The sequence below is a fragment of the Salinibacterium xinjiangense genome (assembly GCF_014645015.1).
Taxonomy (GTDB): Bacteria; Actinomycetota; Actinomycetes; order Actinomycetales; family Microbacteriaceae; genus Rhodoglobus; species Rhodoglobus xinjiangensis.
The window spans coordinates 102,789-119,698 of record NZ_BMLC01000003.1; the positions used below are offsets into that span (position 1 = coordinate 102,789).

The 16,910-nt window shown below is 65.6% G+C and carries 12 protein-coding genes; 8 read left to right on the forward strand and 4 right to left on the reverse strand.

Annotated features, from left to right (window positions below; translation table 11 throughout):
• Positions 1-2,049 (reverse strand): glycogen debranching protein GlgX, encoded by a 2,049-nt coding sequence (gene glgX / locus IEW81_RS10595; protein WP_097061362.1) that lies wholly within the window; start codon positions 2,047-2,049, stop codon positions 1-3.
• Between the two features lie 76 nt (positions 2,050-2,125).
• Between glgX and IEW81_RS10600 the strand changes: the two genes are divergently transcribed.
• From IEW81_RS10600 to gatA, 6 genes are all read left to right on the forward strand, one after another.
• Positions 2,126-3,283 carry a cysteine desulfurase family protein gene (locus IEW81_RS10600; RefSeq protein WP_097061361.1) on the forward strand — a complete coding sequence of 386 codons (1,158 nt, stop codon included), beginning with the start codon at positions 2,126-2,128 and terminating at the stop codon, positions 3,281-3,283.
• A gap of 46 nt (positions 3,284-3,329) precedes the next feature.
• Positions 3,330-4,469, forward strand: a complete 1,140-nt coding sequence (gene mnmA, locus IEW81_RS10605; RefSeq protein ID WP_097061360.1) for a tRNA 2-thiouridine(34) synthase MnmA — start codon at positions 3,330-3,332, stop codon at positions 4,467-4,469.
• 89 nt (positions 4,470-4,558) lie between these two features.
• Positions 4,559-6,913, forward strand: coding sequence for an NAD-dependent DNA ligase LigA (gene ligA / locus IEW81_RS10610; RefSeq protein WP_373285398.1), 2,355 nt, complete (start codon positions 4,559-4,561; stop codon positions 6,911-6,913).
• Positions 6,914-7,266: 353 nt separating this feature from the next.
• Entirely contained in the window at positions 7,267-8,865 is a 1,599-nt protein-coding gene (locus tag IEW81_RS10615) for an alpha/beta hydrolase (RefSeq protein ID WP_229671359.1), read from the forward strand.
• Positions 8,866-8,900: 35 nt separating this feature from the next.
• Positions 8,901-9,227 carry an Asp-tRNA(Asn)/Glu-tRNA(Gln) amidotransferase subunit GatC gene (gene gatC, locus IEW81_RS10620; RefSeq protein ID WP_097061359.1) on the forward strand — a complete coding sequence of 109 codons (327 nt, stop codon included), beginning with the start codon at positions 8,901-8,903 and terminating at the stop codon, positions 9,225-9,227.
• On the forward strand, positions 9,224-10,720 hold the full coding sequence (gatA, locus tag IEW81_RS10625; RefSeq protein ID WP_097061358.1) for an Asp-tRNA(Asn)/Glu-tRNA(Gln) amidotransferase subunit GatA: 1,497 nt from the start codon (positions 9,224-9,226) through the stop codon (positions 10,718-10,720). Before gatC ends, gatA begins: the two co-directional genes overlap by 4 nt.
• Before the next feature lie 33 nt (positions 10,721-10,753).
• On the opposite strand, the gene IEW81_RS10630 is transcribed toward gatA, so the two are convergent.
• Positions 10,754-11,296 carry a CGNR zinc finger domain-containing protein gene (locus IEW81_RS10630; RefSeq protein WP_097061357.1) on the reverse strand — a complete coding sequence of 181 codons (543 nt, stop codon included), beginning with the start codon at positions 11,294-11,296 and terminating at the stop codon, positions 10,754-10,756.
• Between the two features lie 68 nt (positions 11,297-11,364).
• On the opposite strand from IEW81_RS10630, the gene IEW81_RS10635 reads away from it, so the two are divergent.
• Both IEW81_RS10635 and gatB read left to right on the forward strand, forming a co-directional pair.
• Positions 11,365-12,423, forward strand: coding sequence for an EamA family transporter (locus tag IEW81_RS10635; RefSeq protein WP_097061356.1), 1,059 nt, complete (start codon positions 11,365-11,367; stop codon positions 12,421-12,423).
• Positions 12,424-12,432: 9 nt separating this feature from the next.
• Complete coding sequence (gene gatB / locus IEW81_RS10640) at positions 12,433-13,947, forward strand: Asp-tRNA(Asn)/Glu-tRNA(Gln) amidotransferase subunit GatB (RefSeq protein ID WP_097061355.1); 1,515 nt, start codon at positions 12,433-12,435, stop codon at positions 13,945-13,947.
• Positions 13,948-14,054: 107 nt separating this feature from the next.
• On the opposite strand, the gene IEW81_RS10645 is transcribed toward gatB, so the two are convergent.
• Both IEW81_RS10645 and IEW81_RS10650 read right to left on the reverse strand, forming a co-directional pair.
• A complete protein-coding gene (locus IEW81_RS10645; protein WP_179691884.1) occupies positions 14,055-14,930 on the reverse strand; it encodes a CAP domain-containing protein in 876 nt (291 codons plus the stop codon).
• 133 nt (positions 14,931-15,063) lie between these two features.
• Complete coding sequence (locus IEW81_RS10650; protein ID WP_097061353.1) at positions 15,064-16,548, reverse strand: HNH endonuclease signature motif containing protein; 1,485 nt, start codon at positions 16,546-16,548, stop codon at positions 15,064-15,066.
• Between the last annotated feature and the right edge of the window lie 362 nt (positions 16,549-16,910).

Sequence of the window (16,910 nt, forward strand, 5' to 3'; positions counted from 1 at the left end):
TCAGTGTGCCCTGAACAGCTGCATCGAGGTGCCAGCGACGATCAGATCATCACCCGGCACGTGCTCTGTCATCCACTCCGTCGCATCCTCGACCGCGGAATCCCACAGCAGTGTGTACCCGCTGACGCCGGCGTGATCCGGCAGCGTGACAGTCACATCGTCTTCGAGGCCGTGCACGATGAGCAGGATTCGATTGAGCTCCTCGAATTCGGGCGTCGACGCGGCGAGGTACTGCAGGGTGCGTTCGGCGGGGGAATCCCAGTCCTTCTCAGACATCGACAGGCCCTCCTTGTTGTACCAGTCCATCTGGGTTGCCGACGGGATGGTTTCACCCGCGATCCCGTAGCGTCCGGGTCGGAGTGCCGGATTGTCGCGGCGGAACTCGATGAGCTGTCGAGCCACCTCGAGCAGATCGTCCTGCCAGCCCTCACGCTCCCACGGCAACCAGGTCAGCTCGCTGTCCTGGTTGTAGGCGTTGTTGTTGCCGCGCTGGGTGCGGCCGAATTCGTCGCCAGCGGTGAGCATCGGGATGCCGGCCGACAGCAGCAGGGTGCCGAGCAGGTTGCGCATGGCTTTGTACCGTGCATCCCGGATCTCGTCGTCGTCGGTGGTTCCTTCTGCGCCGTAGTTGAACGAGTGGTTGTTGTCTGTGCCGTCCCGGTTCTTCTCGCCGTTGCCGAGGTTGTGCTTCTCGTTGTAGGCGGTGAGGTCGGCCATGGTGAATCCGTCGTGAGCCGTGATGAAGTTGACCGACGCCATGGGCCCGCGGTCGAGTGCAAACACGTGCGCTGAGCCCGCCAGGCGGCGTGCGAGCGAGCCGATGCCGTTCGGGGCAGAACCCGTGGCCCGCGCGGTGCCGATGTCTGTCAGCCAGAAGTCCCGCATACGGTCGCGATAGCCGTCGTTCCACTCGCTCCACCCAGCGGGGAACCTTCCGACCTGCCAGCCGCCCATTCCCACATCCCAGGGCTCGGAGATGATCTTGACCCCGGCAAGCTGCGGGTCGTCCCGGATGGCGAGCAGCAGCGGATGCTCCGGGTCGAATTCGTTTCCCTCGTCGCGACCGAGAGTGGCGGCAAGGTCGAAGCGAAATCCGTCGATCTGCACGTCATTGGCCCAGTAGCGCAGCGAATCGAGGATGAGGCGCTGGGCGGCGGGCGTCGCGGTGTTGACCGAGTTACCACAGCCCGTCACATCCACATAGGTGCCATCGGTCGTCTGCCGGTAGTAGTTCCTGTTGTCGAGGCCACGAAGGCTCGTCGTCGGGCCCGTGCGGCCTTCCTCGGCCGTGTGGTTGTAGACCACGTCGAGCACGACCTCGAGCCCGGCCTCGTGCAGGAGCTTGACCATGCCTTTGAACTCTCGCAGCACGGCGCCGGTTCCTCCGTGCTGCGCCTCGCGGCTTGCGTATGCCGCGTGGGGGGTGAAGAAGTTGAGAGTGTTGTAGCCCCAGTAGTTGGTGAGCCCCTGCTTGATCAGGCGCTGCTCACTCACGAACTGCTGCACGGGCAGCAACTCGATGGTCGTGACGCCAAGATCCTTCAGGTACGCGATCGTCGACTCGTGTGCGAGCCCCGCGTAGGTTCCGCGGAGGTGCTCCGGAACATGGGGATTCAGTTTCGAGATGCCTTTGGCGTGTGCCTCGTACATCACCGTGTGGTCCATGCCGATCTGCGGCTTGGTCGACTGTCCCCAGTCGAAGGTGTCTGGTTCCTGGACGTATCCGCGCCAGTCGCCGCTCTTCGTGCGATCGAGCCCGCGTGCGTAAGGATCGATCAGGTGCAGGTCGGGATCGAACGCGTGCCCGGCGCTGGTGGGGCCGGTAGCCCGCACCGAGTAGCGCACACCCGGTCTCAGATCGGTGGATGATACTGACCACACGTCGGCGTCGTCGCGGTGCAGCGGTAGCCGTTTTGCGATCCAGTTGGCGTCCCGTTCATCGAAGAGACACAGCTCCATAGCGGTGGCACTCGCGGACCAGATTCGCAGCTCGCCGCCCTTTGGGCTAAGGGTGACGCCGAGGTCGGCAAGGAAATCGGCTTCGGGCATGCGTTCTAGAGTAATGAATGGCTGAGTCGTCTATGTCCAACGCGAAGCCCTGTGAGGTAGGGGAAGGGAATGGGCCATGGCCATCTATCTGGATCACGCTGCCACCACGCCGATGTCGACTGCGGTCATCAGCTCATACGCTGACGCTCTCGGGCTGGTCGGAAACCCCTCGTCGATTCATTCGCAGGGCCAGAACGCGAAGCGGATGCTGGAGGAGGCCCGCGAGAGCGTCGCAGCCTCCGTGGGTGCCGATTCGGTCGAGGTGACTTTCACCTCCGGCGGGACCGAGGCCGTCAACCTTGCTATCAAGGGGCTCTACTGGGCGCGACAGGGTGATATCCCGCGACCCCGCATCCTGTCGACCAGGGCCGAACACCATGCCACCATCGACGCTCTCGAGTGGCTGGAGCAGCACGAGGGCGCGGTGATCGACTGGGTACCGGTCTCGCCGGCGGGCCGCATCGACCTCAAATACCTCGAGGCTGCGCTCGCCGACGATGTGGCGCTCGTCACCACCCTCTGGGCGAATAACGAAGTGGGAACAATCCAGCCGATCGACTCGATCGTGGCTCTTGCGGCTGCTCACGGCGTCCCGGTGCATTCAGACGCGGTGTCGGCGTACGGCTACCTCGGTATCGACTTCCACGCATCGAAGCTGGCCGCGATGAGCATCTCGGCGCACAAGATCGGTGGGCCCGTGGGCATCGGCGCACTCGTGATCGCGCGCTCGGCCACCGTCACGCCGCTTATTCACGGAGGCAACCAGCAACGCGCTCGCTCGGGGACCATGGACTCGGCGGGAGCCGTCGCGTTCGGCGTCGCAGCGGGCCTCATCGAGTTCGACCGGGTGCGCGGCATGCGCGACCGGCTCGTCGACGCGGTTCACGCCGCGATTCCCGAGGCGATCCTGCGAGGCGATCCCGTCGACAGGTTGCCGGGCAACGCGCACTTCACGTTCCCAGGCTGCGAAGGTGACTCGCTGCTCTTCCTGCTGGATGTCGCCGGCTTCAGCGTCTCAACCGGCTCAGCTTGCCAGGCCGGTGTTCCGGAGGCATCCCATGTGCTGCTGGCGATGGGCCTCGACGAACCGACAGCGCGCGGAGCGCTGCGCATCACGCTCGGGCACCAGACAACTGCCGCCGAGGTCGATGCCTTCGTGGACGCGCTGCCGGCCGCCGTTTCCCGGGCCCGCTCCGCAGGCTACGCGGACCGCGATACGCAACTGGGGCACTGACCCGGCATCCAGCCTCCACGCTTCGTCGACGTTTACACTGGAACCCATGAAGGTTCTGGCGGCGATGAGTGGTGGGGTCGATTCGGCCGTTGCCGCGGCCCGGGCCGTCGACGCTGGTCACGAAGTGGTGGGCGTGCACCTCGCACTCAGCCGCCAGCCCGGCACGCTCCGCACCGGTGCCCGTGGCTGCTGCACGATCGAAGATTCGATGGATGCCCAGCGTGCGGCCAATATCATCGGCATCCCGTATTACGTCTGGGACTTCTCGGAGCGATTCAAGCTCGACGTCGTCGACGACTTCATCGCCGAGTACGCCGCCGGTCGCACTCCCAATCCCTGCATGCGCTGCAACGAGCGCATCAAGTTCGCCGCGCTGCTCGAGAAGGCCATCGCCCTCGGATTCGACGCCGTCGTCACCGGCCATTACGCGAACATCGTCATTGACGCCGACGGTAACCGGGAACTTCATCGTGCGAGCGACTGGGCCAAGGACCAGTCCTATGTGCTCGGTGTGCTGACGACGGAGCAACTCGCCCACAGCATGTTCCCGCTGGGCTCCACCCCATCCAAGGCCGAGGTCCGCGCCGAGGCTGCGGCCCGCGGTTTCAGCGTCGCGACCAAGCCTGACTCCCACGACATCTGCTTCATCCCCGATGGCAATACCCGCGGCTGGCTCGCCGATAAAGTCGGTGCCGAGCAGGGCGAGATCCTGGATCGCAGCGGCGACGTGATCGGGAAGCACGATGGTGCGCTCGCCTTCACGATCGGACAGCGCAAGGGCCTGAACGTCGGTTTCCCGACGGACGACGGCAAGCCCCGTTTCGTGCTCGAGATCCGGCCGAAGACAAATGAGGTCGTCGTCGGCCCGCGTGAGGCGCTCGCCCTGGGCGAGCTTGCCGGATCGAAGTTCAGCTGGGCCGGGCTGGATCCCGTCGCATCCGGCATCATCGCCGTCGCCGATGATTCTTTCGAGTGCCACGTGCAGATCCGTGCGCACGCCGACCCCGTACCGGCCGTCGCACGACTGGTTGCGGATGCGGCCGGCGTGAACGAACTGGTGATCAACCCGGCGGATCCGATCATCGGGGTCTCCCCGGGCCAGACCGCGGTGCTGTACGTCGGCACCCGGGTTCTCGGGCAGTGCACGATCGCCCGCACAGTGAGTGCCGCACCCGCGATTGTCTAGCCGTCACGAGTGTCGCCGCGCGATCATAAGCTGGGGTTGTGGCTGACATCGACAACCCCATCGCCGACAACCCCATCGCCGAGAGCTCCATCGCCGGCCACACCGCGCCTAGCCTTGCTGCCGCGCCTGGCCCTGCCGTGGAGCCTGACCTTTCTGCAGGGAAACGCGAGGCCGACGAGCTGACCACCCGCATCCTCGAACTGCGCGATGCGTACTACCAGCGCAACGCTGCGGTGGCCAGCGACGAGGAGTACGACCTCAGCGTCCGCCGATTGGCCGAGCTCGAGCGGCTGTTCCCGCAACTGCAGGGCCAGGACAGCCCCACGCAGACGGTTGGTGGTGGCATTTCTGCACTTTTCGCTCCCGTGGTCCACGCCGACCGCATGCTCAGCCTCGACAACGTATTCAGCGAAGCGGATTTCCTCGAATGGAGCGCGAAGGTCGAACGGGATTCCGGCAGACGGGTCGACTTCCTGTGTGAGCTCAAAATCGATGGGCTCGCGATCAACCTCCGGTATGAAAATGGACGACTGGTCAGTGCGGCTACTCGAGGCGATGGGGTCACCGGCGAAGATGTGACGGCCAATATCCTCAGGGTTTCCGGAATCCCGACTGAATTATCGGGCGACGGCCACCCGCCGCTGGTGGAGGTCCGTGGCGAGGTCTTCCTCTCCGTGGCCGCCTTCGAACGCCTCAACGAGGGGCTTTCCGGTTTCCGCGAGCGGGTGGTGCAGGAGGCCACTGCGAAGGGCATCGACGACGACAAGGCGAAGGCGACCGCAGCTCGCCGCTTTCCAGCGCTGGCCAACCCGCGCAATGCCGCGAGTGGCGGCCTGCGTCAGCAGGTCGACAAGAAGACCGGGCTGGAACTGGAGGCCGGTCTTGCCCGCATCGAGTCACTCTCGCTCTACGTGCACGGCATCGGCGCCTGGCCCGATCCGCCCGTCGCCACGCAATCCGAGATCTATGAGCTGCTGGAGTCGTGGGGCCTGCCGAAGAGCCCGTATTCAGCGGTGCGACCCGACTCTGCGGGAGCCGCCGAGTTCATCCGCTACCACGGCGAGCATCGCCACAGTGTCGAGCACGAAATCGACGGCGTCGTCATAAAAGTAGATGAGTTGTACCTGCACGAAGAGCTCGGCGCCACCTCCCGCGCCCCGCGCTGGGCGATCGCCTACAAGTACCCACCAGAGCAGGTCAACACCCGACTGCTCGACATTGTGGTGTCTGTGGGCCGCACGGGCCGCGCCACCCCCTTCGCAGTGATGGAGCCGGCGCGGGTCGCCGGCTCGGTCGTGCGCCAGGCGACGCTCCACAACCAGGATGTGGTGAAGGCCAAGGGCGTGCTCATCGGCGACATGGTCGTGTTGCGCAAAGCCGGCGACGTGATCCCCGAGGTGCTCGGCCCGGTCGTCGAACTGCGCGACGGCACCGAGCGCGAGTTCGTCATGCCGACGCACTGCCCGGAGTGTGGCACCCAGCTTGCCCCCGCCAAAGACGGCGACGTCGATCTACGCTGCCCGAACGCCCGCAGCTGTCCGGCGCAGGTCCGTGGGCGCGTCGAGCACGTCGGCAGCCGAGGCGCTCTCGACATCGAAGGCCTCGGAGAGGTGGGCGCCGCAGCACTGACCCAGCCCGATTATCCGGATGCACCACCGCTGGTCACCGAAGCCGGACTGTTCGCGCTCACCCTGCCGCAGATTTTCGACATCAGGGTGCGGGTGCGCGATTCAGAGACAGGGCTGGTCAAGCTCGACGACGATGGGACGGAACGAACTGAGACCCCGTACCGTCGCAAGCGCGCGAAGAAAGATGGCGAATATGATCCGGAATTCGCGGAATTCACCGGGAATGCCGCATACGTGCCGTCCAGCGCTGCGATCAAATTACTCAGCGAACTCGAACTGGCGAAGTCCAAAGACCTGTGGCGCATCCTCGTGGCGCTCAGCATCCGGCACGTCGGCCCCGTAGCGGCTCGGGCGCTAGCCAACTACTTCGGCTCGCTCGACGCGATCAGGGCGGCCGACCGCGACGCGCTCGCCGCGGTGGACGGGGTTGGCGGCATCATCGCCGACGCCGTGATCGCCTGGTTCGAGGTGGACTGGCACCGCGAGATCATCGACAGCTGGGCCGTGGCTGGCATGCGGCTTGCAACCCCTGGCCACCCCGGTCCGGGTTCAGCGGCGGCCAATGATGGACCGCTCGCTGGACTGTCCATCGTCGCGACCGGGAGCCTGGACGGCTTCACGAGGGAGGGCGCGCTGGAGGCGATCATCGCTGCCGGAGGCAAGGCAGCATCCAGCGTCAGCAAGAAGACCGACTTCGTCGCTGCAGGCCCTGGCGCCGGGTCAAAACTCGGTAAGGCCGAAGAGCTCGGTGTTCGTATCATCGACGCCGCACAGTTCGCGCTGCTGCTGTCGGGCGGGCCGAGCGCTCTCGACTGAACGGCGCAGTACTGAACGGCGCAGTACTGGATCGCGCAGGACTGCGAGCGCGCAGGACTGTGAGCGCGGCTGACTGCAGCGACCGATATCTGTGCCAACGTCTCGTACAGCCGGCCTCGTACAGCCGTCTCCTACTGCCGTCTCGTCCTGGTGGCCTGCTATAGGCGGTCGCGGTTGGCGATGATTTTGCGCGCACGCCGCGAGTTGCGGGCGGATGGTCGAAGGTGAGCCGCGTGCACGAGCGAAATTATGATCTTTTCTACAGAGCGGTCTAGCCCCTACTATTGGGGGTGCGATGCAGCGCTTCAAGGGGGAGTGGTGCTGCAGACGCAGACTGAGGGGGAAACCCGACTGTGCTGGTAGACGTTGCGGCCTTGACCTCGGTGGCACTGGGACCTGTCGCCGAGGCGTTCGAGGTGCACGAAATCTCGCGGTACTCGACAGTGCAGTCGTCGGTGACGATGCGGATCGACATCCTCCCGGCCGAACGCTCGGGCTCCGGTCGAACTGGGGAGTCCCTGGTGTCGCGGCCGATCGACGCATCGACCCTGGCCATCGTTCCGGCTGTCCAGCCAGGCCCGGTCATCGGGCCGCAACCCGGCACGCAGCCGCACAGGCAGGTGCAGAGCATGCGTACGCTCAAAGAACTCACGCTCCTCAGCGGCCCCGACATCTCGCGGTTTGTCGCGGCCCATCCCCATGCCGTCAGCTCCCTGCTCGCCAGCCCGCCGCCGCCTCGTGATGTCACTCTCTGGTGGTCGACGCTCGGCGCGCGAGCCAGGTCGACCCTCGGAAGCTCCGCTCCTCAACTGATCGGCAATCTCGAGGGCATCCCCTTGTCGGTGAGGGATGGCGCCAACCGCACCATGCTCCACTCGACCATCGATTCTCTTGATCGACTCGTCTCCAGCGGCGCTGGCCGGTCGGTCATCGAGAACGCAAAGCAGCAATTGAAGATGCTCCGGTCGATTTCTGATGCGCTGGATGGCGTCGAGGCGGCGGACCTGTCGACCGTTACCTCGGTGGCCACGCAGACCTGTGACCTCGGCGAGGCCACTCGCACCCTGCTCACTCTCGACGTGGCCGGCCAGGGCCGCGCCGCGATTGTGCTCGGTGATCTCACTACGGCCGACTACGTCTCGTTCCTGGTGCCCGGCATGTTCTTCACCATCGAGAACCAGATGGGGGCGTGGGCAGAAGCGGCCGACGAGCTTTATGAGCAGCAGCTCGACTGGTTGGACTACTTCGACTCGAAGTCCGGGGCGTCGCGAGTCCAGGCGGCCTCAGACCAGTCCGTGCCCGAGCAGAAGACCGTGCCCGAGCAGAAGACCGTGCCGGGGCAGAAGACCGTGCCCGAGCAGAAGTCCGTGCCGGAGCAGAAGACCGTGGCCACGGTGGCGTGGATCGGCTACCACACGCCCAACCTCACGAACGTGGGCGGCATCCAGAATGCCGATGAGGGCAGGGATGCGCTCGCCTCCGCGATCAAGGGACTTCAGGCGCTGCGCACTTCTGACGAGCCATACGTAACGGTGATCGCGCACTCTTATGGGTCGACCGCTGCGCTGATGGCCCTCACGGAATACGACTTCGAGGTGGATGCCCTCGCGCTGGTGGGATCACCGGGAAGCCCGGCCAGGTCGGTAGACGAACTGCACGTGCGTAGCGGCAACGTCTACGTGGGCGAGGGCGCGTGGGATCCGATTCCCAACAGCTCCTACTTCGGCAGCGACCCGGGCGCCGCGAGCTACGGTGCGAAGCAGATGAGTGTCGCCGGCGGGAATGATTCGATCACGGGGGGCCCGCTGCTCGCGTCCAATGGTCACAATGAGTACTTCAGCCCGGGGACAGAGTCGATGCGCAATTTCGCTCTGATCTCGATCGGCAAGGGACAGTTCGTCAGCGGAGGCAGCCCGGTCGTCCTGGCGAAGGCATCCGGTCCCTCCAAATAGACTGGGGGAATCCCCGAAACTGTTTACGGAGCCGCATGTCTGAAACCCCCCTTGGCGCTTACGGCGCCGCGATCACAACCGACGTGGTGTCGCATCTCGCGAACCTCGCGCGAATCGCACTGACCCCTGACGAGATCGTCAAACTCACCGGCGAGCTCGGCGCGATTGTCGACGCCGTGGCGAAGGTCAGCGAGGTGGCGACACCGGATGTCCCACCCACCAGCCACCCGATCCCACTGGTCAACGTGTTCAGGCCTGACATTCCCGGCGTCACGCTCACGACCGCCGAAGCCCTCGCGGGAGCGCCGGAGCACGACGGCAGCCGCTTCAAGGTCAGCGCGATCCTGGGGGAGGAGCAGTGAGCTCGTTGATCCACCTCACCGCTTCAGCCCTTGCCGAGAAGCTCTCGACGGGCGAAGTGAGCTCGGTCGAGGCCACACAGGCTCACCTCGACCGTATCGCCGCGGTCGACGGGGACATCCATGCGTTCCTGCACGTCAACGCCGAGGCGATCGCGGCGGCGACAGACATCGACGCCCGTCGCGCGGCCGGTGAGAAGCTCGGCCCCCTCGCCGGAGTGCCGGTGGCCATCAAGGACGTGCTGTGCACGATCGGTATGCCGTCTACGGCAGGCTCGAAGATCCTCGAGGGATGGATCCCGCCGTATGACGCCACGCCCGTTGCGAAGCTGAAGGCGGCCGGGCTCATCGCCCTCGGCAAGACCAACATGGACGAATTCGCCATGGGTTCGTCGACCGAGCACTCGGCCTACGGCCCCACGAGGAACCCCTGGGACCTCTCCCGCATCCCCGGCGGCTCCGGCGGCGGTTCGGCCGCAGCTGTCGCGGCCTTCGAGGCGCCCCTCGCGCTGGGTTCAGACACTGGCGGCTCCATCCGTCAGCCCGCGGCGGTGACCGGTTCCGTCGGAGTCAAACCCACGTATGGCGGGGTCTCGCGCTATGGCGCGATCGCGCTCGCCTCGTCGCTCGACCAGGTCGGTCCTGTGGCCCGCACGGTGTTGGATGCCGCGATGCTGCACGACGTGATCGGCGGCCACGACCCGCGCGACAGCACCTCGCTCACCGACGTGTGGCCGTCGTTTGCCGCGGCCGCCCGCGAGGGCGCGAGAGCCGAGAACCTCAAGGGCCTGCGCGTGGGTGTCGTGAAGGAACTCGACAGCCCCGGCTTCCAGCCGGGCGTGTCACAGCGGTTCCACGAGGCACTGGAGCTGCTGACGGCAGCCGGTGCCGAGATTGTCGAGGTGTCGGCACCCCACTTCGAGTACGCCGTGGCGGCGTATTACGTGATCCTGCCGGCCGAGGCATCCAGCAACCTCGCCAAATTCGACTCGGTCAGATTCGGCATGCGCTCGAAGGTCAGCGGCACCGTCGAGGACGTCATGGCGGCGACCCGCGAGGCCGGCTTCGGCCCGGAGGTGAAGAGGCGCATCATCCTCGGCACCTACGCACTGTCTGCCGGATACTATGACGCCTATTACGGGAGCGCGCAGAAGGTGCGCACCCTAATCCAGCGTGACTTCGCGTCCGCTTTCGAGAAGGCGGATGTGCTCGTCTCGCCGTCTGCGCCGACGACGGCATTCACGTTCGGCGAGAAGATCGATGACCCGCTGGCCATGTACCTGAACGACGTGACCACGATTCCGGCGAACCTGGCAGGTGTGCCCGGAATGGGACTTCCCATCGGGCTCGCACCGGAAGACGGGTTGCCGGTCGGCTTCCAGATCATGGCTCCAGCGCGAGAGGATGCCCGGTTGTACAAGCTCGGAGCGACCCTCGAGCGGTTGCTCGAAGACGGCTGGGGTCGCACGCTGCTGAGCCAGGCACCCACGCTGTAGGTCGTTCGCGGTCGGGCGCGGTCACGGGTGGGCTCACGTCCGTTCGCGGAATGCCAGTTGGTTCATCCTGTTTCCGCAGCGCACGCTGCAAAAACGCTTGGATCCGTTGCGCGAGAGATCGAGCATCAGGCCTGAGCAATCCGGAGCCGCGCACACGCGAAGGCGACTGGTCTCGCCCGACCTGATCACATCGACGATCGCGAGTGACACCTCCACCCTGATGCGCTCGGCGAGTGGGGCACCCGGCTCCGTCGCATGCAGGTGCCAGTCGAACGGCTCATGGCGCACCAGGAAAGGCAGGGCGCCGGCGTCGCGCAGCATGCGGTTGACCTCGGCCACCGCCTCATCGCGCGGCAGGCTCCAGACCCGCCGGAGCAGGGCGCGCGTGTCTACGACCGACGCCAGTTCGGCTTCGTCGCGGTCGAACCGCCCCGAGTAGCTGTGCGCCTCGAGAAGCGCTGTCAGCTCGGCGATCGTCGCGATCTCATCGAGGCCGCTTTTGGAGGCTCCGGCGTCGGTGTTCGCGAGCGCGACCGTAAAGAGGAGCGTGTCTTCTGTGTCAGGGGCAAAATGCAATTTGACTCCTTATTCTCGGCCAGAGTACCGTCAACTTCATTAGCCGCAGAACCCCGGAGACAGGCAATATGAAAGCACTCATCATCGGCCTCACCGCGTCGCTTGCCTTTGGTGTTTCCGGGGCCTTCATCAAGCCGCTGCTGGAGAATGGATGGAGCCCCGCGGCGGCCGTCGCGATGCGCACCGTCGTCGCCGGTCTCGTGTTGCTGCCGTTCGCGATCGGGTCACTCCACCGCAACTGGGGAAGCGTCTGGCGAGGTCGCGGCCGTATCCTCGCCATGGCGTTGGTGGGGGTCGCGGGTACACAGCTCACCTACTTCATCGCCGTGCAGCGCATCCCGGTTGGTACCGCGATACTGATCGAATACCTGGCACCGATCCTGCTGGTGCTGTTCGCGTGGGCGACAACCAGGGTGATTCCGAGAAGAGTCGTTCTGCTCGGTTCTGCCGTTGCGATCGTCGGGCTCGTGCTCGTCGTCGGGCCCGGAAGTATCGCCGGGGATCTGATCGGGGTTTCAGCCGCATTTCTCGCCGCTATTGGCGCTGCCACCTACTACCTGATCGCCGCGCGCCCCTCCGAAGGGCTGCCACCGGTCGCGCTGGCGGCCTCGGGGCTACTCCTCGGGTCGTTCGCGCTCTCCATTCTCGGGTTAGCTGGTGTGCTGCCCTTCACCGCCGCATTCACTGACATGCCCTTCCTCGGCGCAACAGCACCGTGGTGGGTGCTGCTCGGTATCGTCGCGGTCGTGGGCACCGCCATCGCCTACGCGACGAGCATCATCGCCACCGGAATGCTCGGCTCCCGCATCATGTCGTTCGTCGGCCTCCTGGAAGTGGTGTTTGCCGCCATGTTCGCGTGGCTGCTGCTCGGCGAGAACCTGGGCATCGTGCAGTTGCTGGGCGGGCTCCTCATTCTCGCTGGCATCGCCTTCGTCCACTCGGAGCGACCTGCACCTCTTGAGGTCGTGACAGTTGTGACCGATGACGAAGCCGAGTTGCTCGTGACCGACGGCGAGACCGGACTGCTCGTGACCGACGGCGAGACCGCACTGCCTGTGACCGACGACGGCGCCGGACTGCCTGTGACCGACGACGACCGGGAGTCTGCGGCATCCACCCCCGGTTAGACTCGTTTCGTGGCTAAAGCTGAACTGATGGACTACGACCGTGCCCTCGAACTTTTCGAGCCTGTCCTGGGTTTCGAGGTGCATGTCGAGCTGAACACCCAGTCGAAGATGTTCTCGGATGCCCCCAACCCGGCCGCGCTGGGTAACGTGCCGCACGAGCCGAACACGACCATCACGCCCGTCGATCTCGGTCTGCCGGGGTCGCTGCCCGTGGTCAACGAGCAGGCGATCAAGTACTCCATCAGCCTCGGTCTCGCCCTCGGCTGCGAGATCGCGCCGTCGAGCCGCTTCGCCCGCAAAAACTACTTCTATCCCGACCTCGCGAAGAACTACCAGATCAGCCAGTTCGACGAGCCGATCGCGTTCGACGGCCAGGTCGAGGTGGAGCTCGCGAACGGCAAGAAGTTCACGATCGACATCGAGCGCGCCCACATGGAGGAAGACGCCGGCAAGCTCACGCACGTCGGCGGAGCGACCGGCCGCATCCAGGGCGCGGAATATTCGCTCGTCGACTACAACCGCGCGGGCGTCCCGCTGGTCGAGATCGTTACGCGCATGATCACCGGTGCCGAGGCGGACGCCCCCGAACTTGCAAAGGCCTACGTGTCGGCGATCCGCGACATCGTCGTGTCGCTGGGTATCTCCGAGGCCAAGATGGAACGCGGAAATCTCCGCTGCGATGCGAACATCTCACTGTCCCCTCGTGGTTCAGGAAAGCTCGGCACCCGCACCGAGACGAAGAACGTGAACAGCCTGCGGTCGGTCGAGCGCGCGATCCGATACGAGATCCAGCGCCAGGCCGCGATTCTCGATGGCGGCGGCACCATCATCCAGGAAACTCGTCACTGGCACGAGGACACGGGTGTCACCTCCGCGGGCCGCCCCAAAAGCGACGCTGACGACTACCGCTACTTCCCTGAGCCCGACCTCCTTCCTGTGGAGCCGTCGCTGGAACTTATCGAAGAGTTGCGGGCGGCCCTTCCGGAGGCTCCGTCTCTGCGCAAGAAGCGACTGCAGGGGGAGTGGGGCTTTACCGACCTGGAGTTCCAGGATGTGGTCAACTCTGGTCTGCTGGTCGAGATAGACGAGACCGTCGCCGCGGGTGCTGCACCGGCCCAGGCGCGCAAGTGGTGGACCGGTGAGATCGCCAGGCTTGCGAATGTGTCATCTGTGGATGCCTCGTCGCTGGTGTCGCCGGCGGATGTTGCCGCTCTCGTGGCTCTCGTCGACGCCGGTGAGCTGACCGACCGACTTGCTCGCCAGGTGCTCGAGGGGGTCATCGCCGGTGAAGGTTCTCCGGCACAGGTGGTGGAGTCTCGCGGCCTGAAGGTTGTCTCTGACGACGGAGCTCTCATCGCTGCGATCGACGAGGCTCTCGCGGCCCAGCCCGACGTGCTCGAGAAGATCCGCGAGGGCAAGGTGCAGGCAGCCGGCGCCGTAATCGGGGCGGTCATGAAGGCCATGAAGGGCACGGCGGACGCGGCTCGTGTGCGCGAATTGGTGCTGGAGCGCGCGCAGCAGTAGCTGCTACTTGTTCTGTAACCCGTCCGACAGTGAGATTGTCTACCTGCCTGCCAGATCCGCTGGCCTGCCAGACCGCCTGCCAGCCAGCCTGCGCACCATTCAGCCCGCTACGCCGTGTGTCGCACGCGCTCGTCGCGTTTCGAACGCAGCCGGTAGCTGAGGTTTGCCGCTGCGGCGACGATGACGGTGCCTAGAATTGCCGACCACAGCGGGGTCGCGGCCCCTGACGGACCGGCTGCGTTTGTGACCGAGTTGGCGGTGTCGCTAATCTCGTCATCGTTTGCCGTTGGTTTCACGCCGGCGCGCGTGTCCTTGCTCGGATCGAGATTTTCGCGTGTTGCGGTGCTCGGTTCGGGGGTCGCGGCCGGGGCAGGAACCGCATCGAGGGGTGTCGAATCTTCCGCGACCGGTGCGGGTTCGGCGGGTGCGGCGGGAGCTGCAACGGCGGGTGCAGGTGCCGCGGCAGGCGCTGCGGGAGTGACCGTGCCGGGATAGTTTGCGAACACCTGGACGCCCCAGGTGGTGCCCCCGGCTTCGAGGTAGGCGATGCCGATGTCGGTGAAGTTTCCGAAGATGTTGGCCCGGTGGCCGGGTGAGTTCATCCAGCCGTCGTGCATGGCGGAGCCACCGCTGTAGCCCTGCGCTACGTTCTCACCAGCTGCTACCCAACCGCCTGGAATCTTGCTGGAGTAGTCGGGGTTGTGGGACAGCGTTCCAGCCTGTGCAAGCGCGCCGGCCCAGTTTGCCGCGACCGTATCCATCGCAGGATTCCGCACGAGACCCGGGCTTCCCTGGCTCCATCGGGCCTCGTTGACGAGCGAGTAGATGGTGTCGGTTTCACCCGCGTGTGCCACCGACGGCTTCGCTACGACCAGCCCGAGCGCCACCAGGACGGCGACGAGGAAGGCAAGGAGGAACGGGACGAGGCTAGCGTGGAGCACGTTGGTCGTGGCCCCGCGCATTCGGCCTGCCGTGCGATCCATCATCACCCATCCGCGCTGGCCCGACGCCAACGCTGTGCTCCAGGGCGACCGTTTCCCCCCGCATCCTGCTCGAAGACACGATACGTGACGCTCCTGGCGTAAGCACGTCGGTTGTGCCAAAGTCGCACCTTCTCTACGCAGGCTGGAGGCTCTTGTGATCGTGGACATCACGGCGCGCTGGTGCCGCACCCAGCAGATCACGCAACGCCGAACTCTTGCTTGGCATGGCGCGGGGAGTCTGTGTGGGGTCGATAGCGATAGGCGGGATCAGCTGGAATCCGCTGCCGTCATTCATGACCTCCCAACCGTTGTTGTGCGCGAGCATGTGGTGATGTCGGCACAGCAGCACACCGCGGTCGACGTCTGTTCGACCGTGATCGCGGTGCCAGTGGTCGATGTGGTGAGCCTCGGTCCAGCTGGGCGGCCTGTCGCAGCCGGGGAAGAGGCATCCTCCATCCCGGGCGGCGAGCACAACGCGCTGTCGTGGACTGAAGAGCCTTTGCTCGCGACCCAGGTCGAGCGGTTTTCCATCCGCGTCGAACGTCACCTCGACTGTTCCGTGGGCGCAGGCGATGCGCTCGACGGTAGCCAGTGACACCGGTGTGGACATACCTTCGATGCGGCCGACCCCTTGACCTGATGTGAGAGCGACCGCGCTGACCAGAACCCGCACGGCCGGTTGACGAGATCCGATGAGTAGTCGGGTGGTGGGTGAATCGTTGCCGACGGCCAGCCGAAGGAGGTCGATGATCGTATCGTGCACGTACTGGTCGGTGGTGCGGCTGTCACGACTGACGGCGTCAGCCCAGGCGCGGTCCTCATCTGACTGGAACGTCACGGAGCCTCGCCGCGGCGAGGTGGCGCGGTCGTACAGGTCGTCGAGAAACGCTGCGGTTTCGATATCGGGGTCGATGACATATCGGCTGAGCCCATTCGGTCGACGGTAGCGGCGGATGCTGCGCTCGTCGCGTAGCTGCTGCTCCCGCTGTGCCACGCCAGCGACGTCGAGCTCGTCGCGTAGCTGACGGGCACGAACGAGGAGCGCGTCAACATGAAGGCCCGGAGCTTCGGCGAGCAGCGTGAGCACCGCGCCTCCCAGTTGCGCGGCACTGACCCCGCTGGCACTGACCCCGCTGGCATCGCCCGGGCGACCGAGCCCCGTGCGGATGGCCTGCGCAGCATCCACGCCCATGGCGCCGGATGCCACGGCTCGGCCGACGGCGAGAAGCCAGGGCTCGCGCGCCTCGGAACCATCGCCCCCACCGTTGTGGGAGGTGGCCGCTTCGGCATCGTGGATGAGCGCTCCGACGGTCACGAGCGCAGTGGCATCCCGAGCGGTTGACCCCGTCGTGTGTTGAACGAGCTTCTCGGGAGTGCGGAAGCCCTGTCGCTGTGCGAGCCCGCTGTAGCCGAGTTCGGGTCGCGACCTGTGATGGATCTCGCCGGCGATCATGGAAGCCGAGGTCTCGAGAGCGCGGCGCGCGTCAGCGATGGTGCGCTGAGCGTTCACCAGCTGGTGGTCGTCGAGGGCCCGGACTAGGCCGGCGGTCGCCAGGGCACACGTTGCCGCTCGAACCGCCGCAAGCGATTCGGCGAATACGTCTTCTAATCTAGCCATGAGGCAATTCTGTCAGATTAGAACATCAATCTGAATAGTGCTCAGATAGTGGTGGAAAAGTCGTGGACAGGTCGCCTGTGAAGGAGAAGGCGGCCACTGGGCAGCCTGACCCGTATGACCAGCAAAGGGATCCTCGCACCAGCCAGCCAGCCAGCCAGCCAGCCAGCAATCAACCAACCCGGCAGCCAGCCAGCAATCAACCCGGCAGCCAGCCAGCCAGCCAGCAAGCAACCAACCCGGCCGCCAGCCAACCGACCCGGCAGCCAACCGACCAGCCATCCAGCCAACCCGGCAACCAACCAACCCGGCAACCGGGACCAACCAACCAACCAACCAACCCGGCAACCGGGACCAACCAGCCA